Source organism: Streptomyces europaeiscabiei (assembly GCF_001550375.1).
GTDB classification, from domain to species: domain Bacteria; phylum Actinomycetota; class Actinomycetes; order Streptomycetales; family Streptomycetaceae; genus Streptomyces; species Streptomyces europaeiscabiei.
Window position 1 is genome coordinate 1 of sequence record NZ_LRTR01000479.1, and the last position, 14,674, is coordinate 14,674.

At 71.3% G+C, this 14,674-nt stretch carries 12 protein-coding genes and 1 pseudogene; 7 read left to right on the forward strand and 6 right to left on the reverse strand.

Translation table 11 applies throughout. The features are described from left to right. The first annotated feature begins 156 nt into the window (after window positions 1-156). Window positions 157-1,386, forward strand: a complete 1,230-nt coding sequence (mshC, locus tag AWZ10_RS23175) for a cysteine--1-D-myo-inosityl 2-amino-2-deoxy-alpha-D-glucopyranoside ligase (protein WP_060891958.1) — start codon at window positions 157-159, stop codon at window positions 1,384-1,386. 775 nt (window positions 1,387-2,161) lie between these two features. Next, window positions 2,162-3,169, forward strand: a complete 1,008-nt coding sequence (locus AWZ10_RS23180; RefSeq protein ID WP_060891959.1) for an SMP-30/gluconolactonase/LRE family protein — start codon at window positions 2,162-2,164, stop codon at window positions 3,167-3,169. Window positions 3,170-3,283: 114 nt separating this feature from the next. Here AWZ10_RS23180 and AWZ10_RS23185 read toward each other — a convergent pair whose 3' ends face one another. From AWZ10_RS23185 to AWZ10_RS47970, 3 genes and pseudogenes are all read right to left on the reverse strand, one after another. Then, a complete protein-coding gene (locus AWZ10_RS23185; RefSeq protein WP_060891960.1) occupies window positions 3,284-4,291 on the reverse strand; it encodes a PAC2 family protein in 1,008 nt (335 codons plus the stop codon). 158 nt (window positions 4,292-4,449) lie between these two features. Further along, on the reverse strand, window positions 4,450-5,121 hold the full coding sequence (locus tag AWZ10_RS23190; protein ID WP_046704705.1) for a FadR/GntR family transcriptional regulator: 672 nt from the start codon (window positions 5,119-5,121) through the stop codon (window positions 4,450-4,452). A gap of 66 nt (window positions 5,122-5,187) precedes the next feature. After that, a pseudogene (locus AWZ10_RS47970) lies at window positions 5,188-5,456 on the reverse strand (amidohydrolase family protein); the annotation flags it as partial. A 272-nt stretch (window positions 5,457-5,728) separates the two neighbouring features. On the opposite strand from AWZ10_RS47970, the gene mtnA reads away from it, so the two are divergent. After that, window positions 5,729-6,760: an S-methyl-5-thioribose-1-phosphate isomerase gene (mtnA, locus tag AWZ10_RS23195; RefSeq protein WP_060891961.1), complete on the forward strand. Its 1,032-nt coding sequence runs from the start codon at window positions 5,729-5,731 to the stop codon at window positions 6,758-6,760. A gap of 72 nt (window positions 6,761-6,832) precedes the next feature. On the opposite strand, the gene mtnB is transcribed toward mtnA, so the two are convergent. The 3 genes from mtnB to AWZ10_RS23210 are packed head-to-tail and all read right to left on the reverse strand — an operon-like array spanning window position 6,833 to window position 8,768. Next, window positions 6,833-7,441, reverse strand: a complete 609-nt coding sequence (gene mtnB, locus AWZ10_RS23200; protein ID WP_060891962.1) for a methylthioribulose 1-phosphate dehydratase — start codon at window positions 7,439-7,441, stop codon at window positions 6,833-6,835. After that, on the reverse strand, window positions 7,438-8,172 hold the full coding sequence (mtnC, locus tag AWZ10_RS23205; protein WP_046704702.1) for an acireductone synthase: 735 nt from the start codon (window positions 8,170-8,172) through the stop codon (window positions 7,438-7,440). The genes mtnB and mtnC overlap by 4 nt, the downstream gene beginning before the upstream one ends. After that, window positions 8,169-8,768: a 1,2-dihydroxy-3-keto-5-methylthiopentene dioxygenase gene (locus AWZ10_RS23210; protein ID WP_046704701.1), complete on the reverse strand. Its 600-nt coding sequence runs from the start codon at window positions 8,766-8,768 to the stop codon at window positions 8,169-8,171. Before AWZ10_RS23210 ends, mtnC begins: the two co-directional genes overlap by 4 nt. Window positions 8,769-9,367: 599 nt before the next feature. On the opposite strand from AWZ10_RS23210, the gene AWZ10_RS23215 reads away from it, so the two are divergent. The 4 genes from AWZ10_RS23215 to mtnK are packed head-to-tail and all read left to right on the forward strand — an operon-like array spanning window position 9,368 to window position 14,310. Further along, on the forward strand, window positions 9,368-10,477 hold the full coding sequence (locus tag AWZ10_RS23215) for a substrate-binding domain-containing protein (protein ID WP_046704700.1): 1,110 nt from the start codon (window positions 9,368-9,370) through the stop codon (window positions 10,475-10,477). After that, on the forward strand, window positions 10,464-12,017 hold the full coding sequence (locus tag AWZ10_RS23220; protein ID WP_060891963.1) for a sugar ABC transporter ATP-binding protein: 1,554 nt from the start codon (window positions 10,464-10,466) through the stop codon (window positions 12,015-12,017). Before AWZ10_RS23215 ends, AWZ10_RS23220 begins: the two co-directional genes overlap by 14 nt. 58 nt (window positions 12,018-12,075) lie before the next feature. Further along, complete coding sequence (locus tag AWZ10_RS23225) at window positions 12,076-13,122, forward strand: ABC transporter permease (protein ID WP_060891964.1); 1,047 nt, start codon at window positions 12,076-12,078, stop codon at window positions 13,120-13,122. A 15-nt stretch (window positions 13,123-13,137) separates the two neighbouring features. After that, the gene (mtnK, locus tag AWZ10_RS23230; protein WP_060891965.1) at window positions 13,138-14,310 is read left to right on the forward strand and encodes an S-methyl-5-thioribose kinase; all 1,173 of its coding nucleotides are present in this window, start codon (window positions 13,138-13,140) and stop codon (window positions 14,308-14,310) included. The last annotated feature ends 364 nt before the right edge of the window (window positions 14,311-14,674 follow it).

Consider the following 14,674-nt stretch of genomic DNA (forward strand, 5'->3'; position numbering starts at 1 on the left):
GGCGGCCGTGCCGTGTCGGGCGGCTGGGGCGGGCCCGTCATGGGCGCGGGGTACTGCGCGATCAATCACGTACCGGCCGCGGTCGCAAAACAGGGCGTACCCCCGAGTGCCCAGGCGCCCGGCATGGCCGCGCGGCGATCGGGTTAGGCTCGTGGCATGCATGCCTGGCCCGCTTCTGAGGTCCCCGCCCTGCCCGGCAAGGGCCGCGACCTTCGGATCCACGACACCGCGACCGATGGGCTGATCACCCTTGACCCCGGTCCCGTCGCCCGTATCTACGTCTGCGGTATCACCCCGTACGACGCGACCCACATGGGTCACGCGGCGACCTACAACGCGTTCGACCTCGTCCAGCGCGTGTGGCTCGACACCAAGCGGCAGGTTCACTACGTCCAGAACGTCACGGACGTCGACGACCCACTGCTGGAGCGGGCCGCGCGCGACGACATCGACTGGGTGGCCCTCGCCGAGAAGGAGACCGCCCTCTTCCGCGAGGACATGACCGCCCTGCGGATGCTTCCGCCGCGCCACTACATCGGCGCGGTCGAGGCCATCCCCGGAATCGTTCCGCTCGTGGAGCGGCTCCTCGCCTCCGGCGCCGCCTACGAACTCGAAGGGGACATCTACTTCTCCGTCGAGGCCGACCCGGACTTCGGCAAGGTCTCGCGCCTCGACGCCGCCACGATGCGGCTGCTCTCCGCCGAGCGCGGCGGGGACCCGGACCGGGCCGGGAAGAAGAACCCCCTCGACCCGATGCTCTGGATGTCCGCGCGCGAGGGCGAGCCCAGCTGGGACGGCGGCTCCCTCGGACGCGGCCGGCCCGGCTGGCACATCGAGTGTGTCGCCATCGCCCTCGACCACCTGGGCATGGGCTTCGACGTCCAGGGCGGCGGCTCCGACCTCGCCTTCCCGCACCACGAGATGGGCGCCTCACACGCGCAGGCGCTGACCGGCGAGTTCCCCATGGCCAAGGCGTACGTCCACGCCGGCATGGTCGCGCTGCACGGCGAGAAGATGTCGAAGTCCAAGGGCAACCTGGTCTTCGTCTCCAAGCTGCGCCGCGACGGCGTCGACCCGGCCGCGATACGGCTCGCGCTCCTCGCACGCCACTACCGGGCCGACTGGGAGTGGACCGACCAGGTTCTCCAGGACGCCGTCGCCCGTCTCGACCGGTGGCGCGCCGCCGTGTCCCGGCCCGACGGACCGTCCGCCGAGGCCCTCGTCGAGGAGATCCGCGAGGCCCTCGCGCACGACCTGGACGCGCCGACCGCACTCGCGGCGGTCGACCGCTGGGCCGAGCTCCAGCAGGAACGGGGCGGTACGAACGAGGGCGCACCCGGCGTCGTGTCGCGGGCCGTGGACGCGCTTCTCGGCGTGGCGCTGTAGGAACACGTGAAGTAACGACTCTGCACGGGCGCCGAAGACGTCGCACGTGTCACACGGGTCGTACGACATGAGACCAGTGGGGCGCCTCCTCCGGCCGGAGGAGGCGCCCCTTCGTCTCCCCCGGACAGGGAGCCCGTGGGCGTCACCCGGTGATCACCGGGTGACGCCCACCCGGTGATCACCGGGTCGACGACCTCGTCGTCGGAGAACCACACGGACGGCCCGTCCCCGTCGGCACCGGAGGCGGTCGCCCGGAGCCGTTTCTCGCCGCCGAACAAGTGGCCAGGACGCGCTGCTCGTCGTCGAGGAACACGTTCAGGGCCGACACGTCCGCGCCGGCCGCCGAGCGGACGCCCTCGGCCCCGGCCCGCAGCCGAAACTCGGGGCGGGCGACGACGATCGGTTCCTGTTCGGCTCCTCGACAGGCGAGCCCCGCTCCGTCGGGCCCCGCCCCGGACGCCCCGGGCCGTCGGCCGGCTGTACCTGGTCGTTCATCGCGTACCGCTCCCTTCGCTCCTGCGGGTGCCGGGTGCCGGGTGCCGGGTGGCGTGTGGCGTGTGGCGTGTGGAACTCCTGGGGCCGGGGCACAACCAAGCACGCGAGCGGGGTGTCGTCCAGACCGTCACAAACCGGCCAGAAGCCGCCCTGGGGCTGTCAAGGCACTGTCGGTCGCTCGTCCAAGGGCTGCGGGGCAGGTCGGCATGTGATGGGGTGACAGACGTCAGTTGAACGCCGGACCGGCCAGCTGCCGGTCCCTTCGTGGAAGGGACGCACAGTGGCCCCCCCGCAACCCCCGAACCCCCCGCAATCCCCCTCCGCTCGTCACATCAGTCGGCGAAGACTGCTCACGACGTCCGCCGCCACCGCCGGCGCACTGCTCGTCGGGTCCTCGGCCGTGGCCGCCTCCGCCGCAGCCTCCGAGAACACCTGGCCCGACCTCATCCCCCTGCCCGACGGCTTCCGCCCCGAGGGCATCACCATCAGCGGCGGCCCCTACGCCTACCTGGGCTCCCTCGGCGACGGCTCGATCTACCGCGCAGACCTGCGCACCGGCCAGGGCGGCATCATCTCCGCGGGCCCCGGTACGCCCTCCGTCGGGCTCAAACTCGACGACCGGGGGCGGCTGTTCGTCGCCGGACGCGGACAGGGTGCCCGGGTGGTGGACGTCCGTACCGGCGCGATCATCGCGTCGTACACGCTCACCACGAAGACGCCGACCTTCGCCAACGACGTCTTCCTGACCTCGCGCGCCGCCTGGTTCACCGACTCGTTCCAGCCCGCCCTGTACGCCCTGCCGCTCGGCGGCCAAGGCCGCCTGCCGGACCCGGACGAGGTCGTCACGGTCACGCTGGGCGGCGACTGGACCCAGACCCCCGGCGAGATCGTCCATGCCAACGGCATCACCGGTACCCCGGACGGCAAGGCACTCCTGGTCGTCCAGTCCGGCGCGGGCGGCCTCCACCGGGTGAACCCGAAGACCGGTGTCACCGAACTCGTCAACCTCGGCGACGCGGCACCCCTCACCAACGGCGACGGCCTGCTGCTCCTCGGCCGGCGGCTCTACGTCGTCCAGAACCGCCAGAACGCGATCGACGTGTTCAAGCTCTCCGCCGACGGCCGCAGCGGCATCTTCGAGGGCCGCCTCACGGACTCCGACTTCGACGTCCCGACGACGGTCGCGTCCCACAAGAACCGTCTCTACCTGCCCAACGCCCGCTTCACGACGACCCCGACCCCGGACACGACGTACGCGGTGGTGGCCGTGAAGAGGGGCGTCATGTAGACACCGGGTGCCGTACCCCGCGCTCTGTCCTGCTTCCAGGGGCGCGGGGAACTGCGCGACCAGCCGCGACGGACCCGAAGATCCCACGCGGCGTCGCCCGCCCGGATCCGGGTCTCAGTCGTCCGACGAATCCTCGTCCTCAGCCTCAGCCTCAGCCTCGGTATCCGGCCGCGGCGGCTTCGGCGGCCGCGTACGCCCGCCGGGATTGTCCTTGGGATTCCACGCCCCGGTGGTCCCGTCGCCCCCGTCCACCGTGGCGTGACCGCCCGGCGCCGGGCCACCTCCGTCGCGGCGCCTGAGGTACCGCTCGAACTCGCGGGCGATCGCCTCGCCCGACGCTTCCGGCAGCTCCGCGGTGTCCCGGGCCTCCTCCAGCGTCTGCACGTACTCGGCGACCTCGCTGTCCTCCGCGGCCAGCTGGTCCACGCCCACCTGCCAGGCGCGCGCGTCCTCGGGCAGCTCGCCCAGCGGGATGCGCACGTCGATGAGGTCCTCCAGCCGGTTCAGGAGGGCCAGCGTCGCCTTCGGGTTCGGCGGCTGCGACACGTAGTGCGGGACCGCCGCCCAGAGCGAGACCGCCGGGACGCCCGCGTGGGTGCACGCCTCCTGGAGGATGCCGACGATGCCCGTGGGGCCCTCGTACTTGGTCTCCTCCAGATCCATCCGCTGCGCGAGGTCCGGGTCCGACGTGACACCGCTGACCGGGACCGGACGGGTGTGCGGGGTGTCCCCGAGCAGCGCGCCCATGATGACCACCAGCTCCACGCCCAGCTCGTGGGCGAAGCCCAGCAGCTCGTTGCAGAACGAGCGCCACCGCATCGACGGCTCGATGCCGCGGACGAGTACGAGATCGCGGGGCTTGTCGCCGCCGACCCGGACCACCGACAACCTTGTCGTCGGCCAGGTGATCTTCCGTACGCCGCCGTCCAGCCACACGGTGGGACGGTTCACCTGGAAGTCGTAGTAGTCCTCGGCGTCCAGCGCCGCGAACACCTCGCCCTTCCACTCCTTGTCCAGATGCGCGACCGCGGTGGAGGCGGCGTCGCCGGCGTCGTTCCAGCCTTCGAACGCGGCCACCATCACTGGGTCGATCAGCTCGGGAACCCCCTCCAGCTCGATCACCCAGCGCCTCCTTCCGACGTGCCCTCGCGTACGCCCCAACCTTACGGCGTGCCAAGGGGGCCTCCGCAGCCCCCTTGCACGGGGGAGTGAACGGATCAATGCCCCGTTCGCACGGCTCAAACACTCGTCGGCCGTCGGAGCCGCAAGTGATCAACTTCTCACAGCGTCGACCGCAGCCACTGCTCCACGCTCGCGATGTGCACCGTGGCCCAGGAACGCGCGGCGTCGGCGTCGCGGTCGCGGAGGGCGCCCAGGATGGCGCGGTGCTCGTGCAGGGTCCGGCTGACGGCGTCCTCCTGTGTCAGGCCGCGCCAGATACGGGCCCGGGTGGTCGGACCCGACAGACCGTCAAGAAGGGAACAGAGTACGGAGTTTCCGGAACTCTGCACGATGCCCCGGTGGAACTCCAGGTCGCAGGCGACCAGCTCCTCCACCGACGGCTCGGTGCCGAGCCTGTCCAGCTGAGTCGTCAGCGCGTCCAGCTGCTGCTCGCTGATCTTCAGGGCGGCCATCGCCGTCGCCGCCGGTTCCAGTATGCGGCGCACGGCGAGGAACTCCAGGACCGTGTCGTCGCGGTGGAAGTCGACGACGAAGCTCATTGCCTCGAGGAGGAGTTGAGGATCGAGACTGGTGACATAGGTGCCGTCGCCCTGCCGCACGTCGAGGATGCGGATCAGGGAGAGGGCGCGCACGGCCTCGCGCAGGGAGTTGCGGGACAACCCGAGATCGGCGGCGAGCTCACTCTCCTTCGGGAGTCGGTCGCCGGGGCGCAGCGCGCCGGAGACGATCATGCCCTTGATCTTCTCGATCGCCTCGTCGGTGACTGCCATGGCAGACCCTCCCTTCGTTCAGACATCCGATGTCTCAGGTTCATTATGGGGGCTCTGTCGGCCCTGTCAGGCCAAAGCCTCCAGGTCGGACGGAGCCGCGGCCCCGTCCAGGGTCGTGAGGACGCGCTCACGGATCAGTACCCGCCCCTCGACGACCGTGTCGCGCACGTCCGCCGAGTGTGCAGCGTAGGCGAGGGTGGACCAAGGTCGTGCCGCGGTCGCAGATGCGGTCCGCCCAGGTCGAGCACGATCGGGGCGGCCCGCTTGCCCGGCTCCAGGGGGCCCAGGTGGTCGCCGAACCCCAGCGCGCGGGCACCCTCGCTCGTCGCCGTGCGTGGAGGGAAGTGGAGCGACGGGGCGCTGACGCGGTCCGGGCGACCGTGGTCAGCGGCGACAGCCGTCGCCGGCGCAGCGGCCGGGGTCGGGGAAGCGGCGCATGGTGAGCAGCACGGACCCTCCTTCACATCGGCATTCGACCTGCGGGCGGTGCTGGACCGTAACACCGCTTTCCGGACGCGCGCCCTGCCGTCTCGAACTGTGGTTCCCGTCGATTCTTCGAGGTCATGTACGGTGTCGGGCATCCTCGGAACACCAGGAGTGCCCCGCTATGCCCCAGGAACTGCGTGCCGTCGACTGGACCGGAAACAGTCTTGCGCTCATCGACCAGACGGTTCTGCCGCACCGCACCGAGACGGTCGAGATCCGCGACGTCGACGCCCTGGTCTCCGCCATCCAGCGCCTCGTCGTCCGCGGCGCGCCCGCGATAGGGGCGGCCGGCGCGTACGGCGTGGCGCTCGCGTTGCTGGAGGGCGAGCGTGAGGGCCGGCCGGCCGAGGAGGTGCGTGCCGCTGTCGCCCGCGTCCGTGAGGCCCGGCCGACCGCGGTGAACCTGATGGTGTGCGTGGACCGCGTCATGACCCGCTTCGACGAGGGGCTGGAGGCGGTGCTGGAGGAGGCCGCCGCCGTCCAGCGCGAGGACGTCGACGCGAACCGGGCGATGGGGGCGCACGGCGCCGACTGGCTGCTGAAGAGGGTGGGCGTCGACCGGCCGTTGCGGATACTGACGCACTGCAACACGGGCGCGCTCGCGACCGCCGGCTGGGGTACGGCACTCGGGGTCATCCGTGAACTGCACGCGCGGGGGCGCGTCGAGGTGGTGTACGCCGACGAGACGCGTCCGCTCCTCCAGGGATCCCGCCTGACCGCCTGGGAGTTGGTCCAGGAGGGCATACCGCACTACGTCCAGGCCGACGGGGCCGCCGCCGGCACGATCCTGCGGGGCGAGGTCGACGCGGCGATCGTGGGCGCGGACCGCATCGCGGCCAACGGCGACACCGCCAACAAGGTCGGCACGGTGGGCGTCGCCCTCGCCTGCGCCGACGCGGGCATCCCCTTCCTGGTCGCGGCCCCCACCACCACGGTGGACCCCTCCACCGCCTCCGGCGCCGACATCCACATCGAACTCCGGGGCGAGGACGAGGTGTTGGAGTGGGGCGGCGTACGGACCGCGCCGGCCGGGTCGCGGGGCCACAACCCGGCGTTCGACGTGACCCCGGGGCGCCTGGTGACGGGGCTGGTCACCGAGCGGGGCGTCCTTGAGGTGTCGGCGGGCGAACTGCCGGGCGAGCGCCTGCGCTAGGCCCGACCCGCCATCCATGTCCGACGACAAGGCGGCCCGGTCACCGTGACCGGGCCGCCTTGTGACGTGGCGTCAGCGCTGGGTGAGCTCCAGCTCCAGCAGCCACTCCACCACTTCGGTGTGGTGACGGGCCTGGCGAGGTGTGTCGCCCCACACGTACAGCCCGTGCCCCGCCACGACCACCCCGGGCATACGCGGGTCCCGGGCCGCCTCCAGGCGGTCGCCGAGGACCGCCATGTCCTGGCTGTTGGCGATGACGGGGAGGGTGACCTCGACGTCATGGGCGGGCTGGCCGACGCCCTTGAGCATCTCCAGGTCCTTGAAGACGATGCCGCCGGGCTCACGGCGGCCCATCGCCACGGAGGCGACGGTGTGGACGTGGACCACGGCTCCCGCACCGGTCAGCGCGGCGACCCGCGCGTGCAGCTCGGCCTCCGCGGACGGCCTGCCGTCCCGCACCGCGGCACCGGCACCGTCGACCAGCACCACGTCCGCGGGCGTCAGTTCACCCTTGTCGTGGCCGCTCGCGGTGACCGCCAGCCGCAGCGGATCGCGCGACAGCACCACCGACAGGTTGCCCGAGGTGCCGCGCATCCAGCCGAAGGAGGCGAAGCGGGCCGACTCGGCGGCCAGGACGGCGCCCGCCTCCTCCAGGTCGAGTGCCGAGATCTCGGTGGTCATGCGGTGCTCCTGGTGATGGTGATCCGGTCGAACGTCCCCGCCTGCGCGTGGTCGCCGACGCCTTGCTCGTAGTACGGCTCCCCGGGCCGGCGGATGCCGACGGCGTGCCAGCCGGCCTCCCGTGCCGCGTCCAGCTCGCCGGGCCGGTCGGAGAGGAAGAGGATGCGGTCGGGGGTGGCGGCGAGGCCGAGGGCCGACGCGATGGTGCGGTACGACGAGGCCTCCTGCTTCGGCCCCGCGTTCTCGGTGTCGTACAACCCCTCGACCAGCGGCAGCAGATCGCCGTCGGGGCTCGACCGGAACCAGGCGCGCTGGGCGGCCACGGAACCCGAGGAGTACACGTGGAGGCGTACGCCCGCCGCGTGCCAGGCGCGCAGGGCCGGGAGGACGTCGTCGTAGAAGTGGGAGACGAGGTCGCCGCGGGCGAAGCCCTCGGACCAGATGATGCCCTGGAGGGTCTTCAGCGGGGTCGCCTTGCGGTCCTCGTCGAGCCACGCGCCGAGGGCCTTCTCGACGCGCACGTCGTCGGCGTCCGGCTCGGCGATGAGATCCCGCACCTGCGCGACCGCACGCGCCACCTCCGGATCACCGCTCCGCTCCGCGAGCAGTGCTCCGAAGCGGGAGCGGGAGTACGGGTAGAGCACGTCCACGACGAACCCCGTGGCGCTCGTGGTGCCCTCGATGTCGAGCACCACGGAGTCGATGGCGTCGAGGTCGAAGACCTGGCTCACGCCGCTGCCCTGTCCTGCTGGTACCCGGCGTCGATCGTGTCGTAGTCCGGGAAGCGGGAGGCGATGGGGGAGCCGGTGAAGTTGCCGATCCAGCCGTCCTCCTCGTGGAAGAAGCGGATCGCGGTGAACGAGGGGCTGGTGCCCATGTCGAACCAGTGCGTCGTGCCGCGCGGCACCCCCAGCAGGTCGCCCTTCTCGCAGTAGACCGCGTGCACCTCGCCGTTCACGTGCAGATAGAAGATGCCGGAACCGGAGACGAAGAAGCGGACCTCGTCATCGTCGTCGTGCGTGTGCTCCTGAAGGAACTTCGCGCGCGCGGCCTTCGCCTTCGCCGGGAACCCGGGGTCGTCGCTCGGGTGCAGTCCGAGGACGTCGACGGTCGTGAAGCCCTCCTCGGCGTTGAGCCGGTCGATCTCCGGGCCGTACGCGGCGAACACGGTCTCGCTGTCCGCGTCGAACGGCACGTCCTCGCGGATCGGCCACTGCTCGTAGCGCACCCCGAGCGGCGCCAGCGCGGCCGCGATCTCGACGGGGTCGGAGGTACGACGCACCAGGGTCTCCGGTCCGGACTCGGGCCAGGTGGTCAGCAGGGTCATGAGAGCAACTCCAGCAGTCGGGAAGGGAAGTCCGGATGCTGAGACCAGCGCCGGACGGGGAGGGGGAGATGTGGTGAGGAAAGGAAGCGACTGGGGCGGCGGGTGGAGCGGCGTGCAGCGGGTCAGCCGCGACACGGCGCGCCGGTACAGCGGCGCATGCGGGGCATACGCAGCGCTGTTGCGCTCGGTGTCGTCATCGGGGCCTCACTGTGCCGGGTCGGGTGCCGGTCCCGTGATGCTAACTCGCGAGGGTGTGTCCGCCATGGGTGCATTGCGTGTGACGTAGTCGTTGTCTCGAATGTCGAGATGCGACGTCCATTTCTTTGACGGATGGCTGAAATCGTTCTCATGATCTGCGTATGAAGACGCTGCTGCTCGTGCGGCGGCTGTACGTGGACTTGCTCCGGTCGACCACGGCCAGCTGTCGCTGACCTCTCCCGGAGCTCCGACGCGCCCCCGTTCCCGGGGCGTTCGCCGCCGCCCGCGGTGGCTCATTCCCGTCCCTCGCTCCGGGCCCGCACCCCCGCTTCACCTCCCCTCGCATCCCCGCGCACCCACGCACTCAGGCGTGTTCGCACCACCCCGTACCTGGAGCCGCAATGTCCCGCTCGTCCCGCCGCATCCGCCTCCCCCTCGCCGCGCTCTCCCTCGCCTCCGCCTCGGCCCTGCTCCTGTCGGCGTGCGCACAGTCGACGGACGCCTCCAAGGACACCGGCGACACCGCCGCCAAGGCCTCCTCCGCCACCGGCAAGAAGCCCGCCCCCTTCAGCGACGGCGCGGTCAAGGTCGCCCTGGTCCGGCAGAGCGGCGCCGGCGACTACTTCGAGCAGTGGGGCAACGGAGCGAAGGCGCAGGCCAAGGCCCTCGGCATCGACCTCACGGTGTACGACGCCCAGGCCGACAACGCCAAGCAGGCCACCGACCTGTCCTCGGCGATCAACTCCGGCGCCAAGGCGATCATCATCGACCACGGCTTCCCGGCGACGATCCAGCCGGAGATCGACAAGGCCGTGAAGAAGGGCATCAAGGTCGTCGTCTACGACGTCGAGACCGACGCCTTGGGCGTCGTCTCCACCAAGCAGGACGACGCGAGCATGGCGCAGGCCGTCCTCGACGTGATGGCGAAGGAGGTCGGCAAGGACGCCAAGGTCGGCTACGTCAACGTCGCCGGCTACGCGGCCCTCGACAAGCGCGACACCGTCTGGAAGTCCACGGTCGACGCGCAGGGCTGGAAGCAGGCGTTCAAGGTCGGCAAGGTCACCGACTCGACGGCCACTGACAACGTTCCCCTCGTCTCCGCCGCCCTCACCCAGCACTCCGACGTGGTGGGCGTCTTCGCCCCGTACGACGAGCTGGCCAAGGGCGCCGTCCTCGCCGTGCAGAACAAGAAGCTCCAGGACAAGGTGAAGGTCTTCGGCGCCGACGTCTCCAACGCCGACATCCAGGCCATCACCGCCAAGGACAGCCCCTGGGTCGCCACGGCGGGCACCGACCCCTCCGCCGTGGGCGCCGCCGTGGTCCGTACGGCCGCCCTGGAACTGGCCGGTGAGCTGAACAAGACCTCCGTCGAGTTCCCGGCCGTCGCCATCACCCAGGACTTCCTGCGTGAGAAGAAGATCGAGAACATGGACCAGCTGCGCAAGGCGCTGCCCGCGCTGAACCTGTCGCAGGTCTCGACCGCCGACTGGATCTCGAATGTCGCCCACTGACACCAACCACGAAAAGGCGGACGGCGGCGAGAGTGCCGCCGCCGTCCGCCTGAGGGGCGTCAGCAAGGCCTTCGGCGGCAGGACGGTGCTCGCCTCCGTCTCGCTGGACATCGCGCCGGGCAGCGTGGTCGCGCTGCTCGGCGCGAACGGCGCCGGCAAGTCCACGCTGATCAAGATCCTGTCCGGGGTGCACGCCGACCACGGTGGCGAGGTCCTGGTGGACGGCTCCCCGGTCGCCCTCCAAAGCCCCCTTGCCGCCCGCCAGTTGGGCATCCAGACCGTCCACCAGCGCATCAGTGAGGGCGTCGTCCCCGGCCTCACCGTCGCCGAGAACCTCGTCTTCGAGGAGCTGGCCCAGAAGCGCGGCAACCCGTTCCTCAACGGGAGCAGACTCCTCGCCCGCGCCCGGGAGATCCAGGCCGCCCTCGGCCTCGACTGGACCGACGCCGTCCTCAAGCAGGACGTCACCGAACTCGGCATCTCGGACCGCCAGTTGCTCATCCTGGCCCGCGCCCTCGCCACCCGCCCCCGGCTGCTGATCCTCGACGAACCGACCTCCGCGCTCTCCGCCGCAGAGGCCGAGCGCCTGTTCGCGCTGGTCGAGAGGATGAGGGAGGACGGCATCGCGGTCCTCTACGTCTCCCACCGCCTCGGCGAGATCGAGGCCCTGGCCGACCGTCTGGTCGTACTGCGGGACGGCCGTCTCACCGAGGACCAGATCCGCCCCTTCGACTGGGACGCCGCCCTGCGCGCGATGCTCGCGCAGGCCCAGGAGACGACCACCGCCCGCCCGGTCCGGGAGGGCGACCAGGGAGACGTCGTCCTGTCCCTGAAGGGCGTACGCCTCTTCGAGGGCCGCACCCCGCTCGACCTCGACATCCACACCGGCGAAGTCACCGGCGTCGTCGGCCTGTTGGGCGCCGGCAAGACCGAACTGGCCCGCGGCCTCTTCGGCGCCGAGCCCTTCACCACCGGCACGGTCGAGCTGGACGGCCGGCCGTACGCGCCCCGCCGCCCCGCCGACGCCATCCGCGGCGGCGTGCACCTCGTCCCGGAGGACCGGCACGCCGACGCCCTCGTCCCCGGCTGGTCGGTGGCCCAGAACATCTCCCTGCCGTTCCTCAGGTCCCATTCCAGGCTGGGCCTGATGAACACGGCAAGGGAACACGCCCTCGGCCGCGACGCGATCGACGCCCTCGGTGTCGTCACCCGCGACGAGCACAGCACCGTCGAGGAGCTGTCCGGCGGCAACCAGCAGAAGGTCGTCGTCGGCCGCTGGCTCGCCGAGACCCCTCGCGTCCTCATCCTGGACGAGCCGTTCCGAGGCGTGGACATCGGTGCCCGACGCGACATCGGCCGCCGCGCCCGCGCGCTCGCCGCCGAGGGCGCCGCCGTACTCGTCCTGTCCGCCGACGTCGACGAAATCCTGGAGGTCGCCGACCGGGTCGTCGTGCTCGCCGCCGGAGAGATCCACCTCGACGCGTACGGCGAGGATGCGGAGCGCGACCGCGTCATCCGGACCATCTCGGCGTCCGTGTGACCCCGGCCCGCCGCAAGGAAGCCACAGGACCAGGACCAGGAAGTCCGAGGAAGCACCCATGACCACCACCCAGAGCACCGAGGTCCCCGCCAAGGCGGCGCTCCCGCCCGCCACCTCCACGACCGTGCGCGTCCAGAACGCCGTCATCAAGTACGGCTTCATCTTCGTCACGGTCGCGCTCTTCGCGTACTTCGCGCTGAGCGAGGGCTCCTTCCGCGAGTCGGCGACCCTCCTCGACACCCTCCGGTATGTCTCCGTCGCCGCCATCCTCGGCCTCGGCGTCACCCTCACCATGGCCGTCGGCGGAATGGACATGTCCGTCGGCGCGGTCGCCGGCCTCGGCGTCTCGGTCGCCGCCCACACGATGGTCGTCCTCAACCAGGTCGGCACCGTCGCGATCCTCGCCGTCCTCGTGGCAGGCGCCCTCGCGGGCCTCCTCAACGCCCTGCTGATCGTGGTGATGAAGATCCCCGACATGCTGGCCACCCTCGGCACCATGTTCGTCATCCAGGGCGCCAAGCTGATCCTCGTGGACGGCCAGTCGATCACCCCCGGCATGACGCTGGAGGACGGCACCACCGCACCCGGCAGGTTCACCGCCGACTTCCTGAAGATCGACCGAGGCACGGTCCTCTCCATCCCGATCTCGGTCGTCGTCTTCGGCGCGCTGACCGTCGCCGCCTGGGTCTTCCTGGCCCGCACCCGCTGGGGCCGCGTCTTCTACGCGATCGGCGCCAACCCGGAGGCCTCCCGCCTGGCCGGCATCCGCGTCGGCGCCTACCGCGCGCTGGCGTACGTCCTCTCCGGCGTCCTCGCCTCCGTCGGCGGTCTGATCCTGGCGTCCCGCATCGGCCAGGGCGATGTGAGCGCCGGCACCTCCCAACTGCTGGAGGCGGTCGCGGTGGCACTGGTCGGCACCTCGGTCCTCGGCCGGGGCCGCCCGAACGTCTGGGGCACAGCCCTCGGCGCGGTACTGATCGGCATCATCACCACGGGCCTCACCATCAAGGGCCTGCCTTACTACACCCAGGACGTCGTCGAGGGCGCGGTCCTCATCCTCGCCCTGGTCTTCAGCTTCACGTTGTCCAAGCGCCGCACCGCATAAGGGAGTTCACCGACCATGGGCTACCGCATCCTGGAGACCGACGACATCCCCGCGTACCTGCGTGAGCGGGGCCACTGGGAGGACCTGGACGACATCACCGTCCGCGAGGTCTCGGACGGCAACGTCAACCGCGTCTTCCTCGCCTCGAACGCCGCGGGCACCCGCGGTCTCGCGCTCAAGCAGGCCCTGCCCTGGGTCCGCGTCGCCGGCCCGTCCTGGCCGCTGAGCCCCGACCGTGCCGACGCCGAGGCGCGGGCGTACGAGCAACTCGCCAAGGTCGCCCCCGACGAGATCCCCGGCGTCCACGGCTACGACCCCGAGAACCACGCCCTCGTCATGGAGGACCTCTCCGACCTGGAGGTCCTGCGCACCCTTCTCAACGAAGGCGCGTCGTACGGCCCGCACACCTCCCCGCAGATCGGCCGCCTCGTCGCCCGGCTCTCCTTCGCCACCAGCGACTTCGGCATGGAGTCCGCCGACCGCAAGGCGCTGCTCGCCGCCTCGGTCAACGCCGAGCTGTGCAAGATCACCGAGGACGTCGTCCTCTCCGAGCCGTACATCGAGCACGAGCACAACCACTGGCACCCGGGGCTGGACGACCTGGCCGCCGCATTCCGCGCGGACACCGCCTTGCGCACCGAGGTCGCCGACCTCCGCCATATCTTCATGACGAGCGCCCAGGCCCTCCTCCACGGCGACCTCCACTCGGGCAGCGTCATGGTCGGCGAACGCGAAGGCGCCCACGTCGTACGTGTTTTCGACCCCGAGTTCTCCTTCGTCGGGCCCATCGGCTTCGACCTCGGCCTGTACTGGGCCAACGCGCTCGTCTCGGAGGAACGGGCCCGCGCCCTGGGGACCCTCACCGACCACGGCGACCAGCTCCGACTCTCCTGGGAGGCGTTCGAGACCGAGTTCCGCCGCCTCTGGCCGACCCGCGTCGACACCTTCTTCGACGACGTCTACCTGGACCGCTTCCTCCGCCGCGTCTGGACGGAGTCCCTGGGCTTCGCCGGCACGGAGATCGTCCGGCGGATCATCGGGTTCGCCCATCTGACAGATCTGACGACGCTGGCGGACCCGGTTCCGGCGTCCCGTCGGGCCTTGCTGCTGGGGCGTGAACTCATCGTGCGGCGGGCTGAGTTGGGGGATGTCTCGGCGGTACGGGCGGTCGTGGAGCCGCTCTCCTGACGGTGCCTGGTAGCTCGGGGTGGGTTGTCGGGTCCGTTGTCCGGTGCGGGTGGGTGTGGGGCTTCTCGCGCAGTTCCCCGCGCCCCTGACGGGGCGCGGCCTTCCCGCCGTGGGGGCCTGGGCGCGCACGCGGGGTGGTGGGTCGCCGTACGCGGCCAACCCGCCGTACGGGGTGCGGTCGTCGCGCAGCCGGGACGCGTCCGGCTGCCTGTTCTCGTTGTGTGCCGCCGGGAGGCGTCCGTCCGGCAGTGTCGGCCCCGTCCGCCGCCGTCCCCAGCTGCGGGCAAATCGTGCCGCTGGGGGCGGCACGGGTGGGCGCAGCGGCACCCCGTAGCGCCGGGCCGCGTGACCCCGCCCCCGCCCG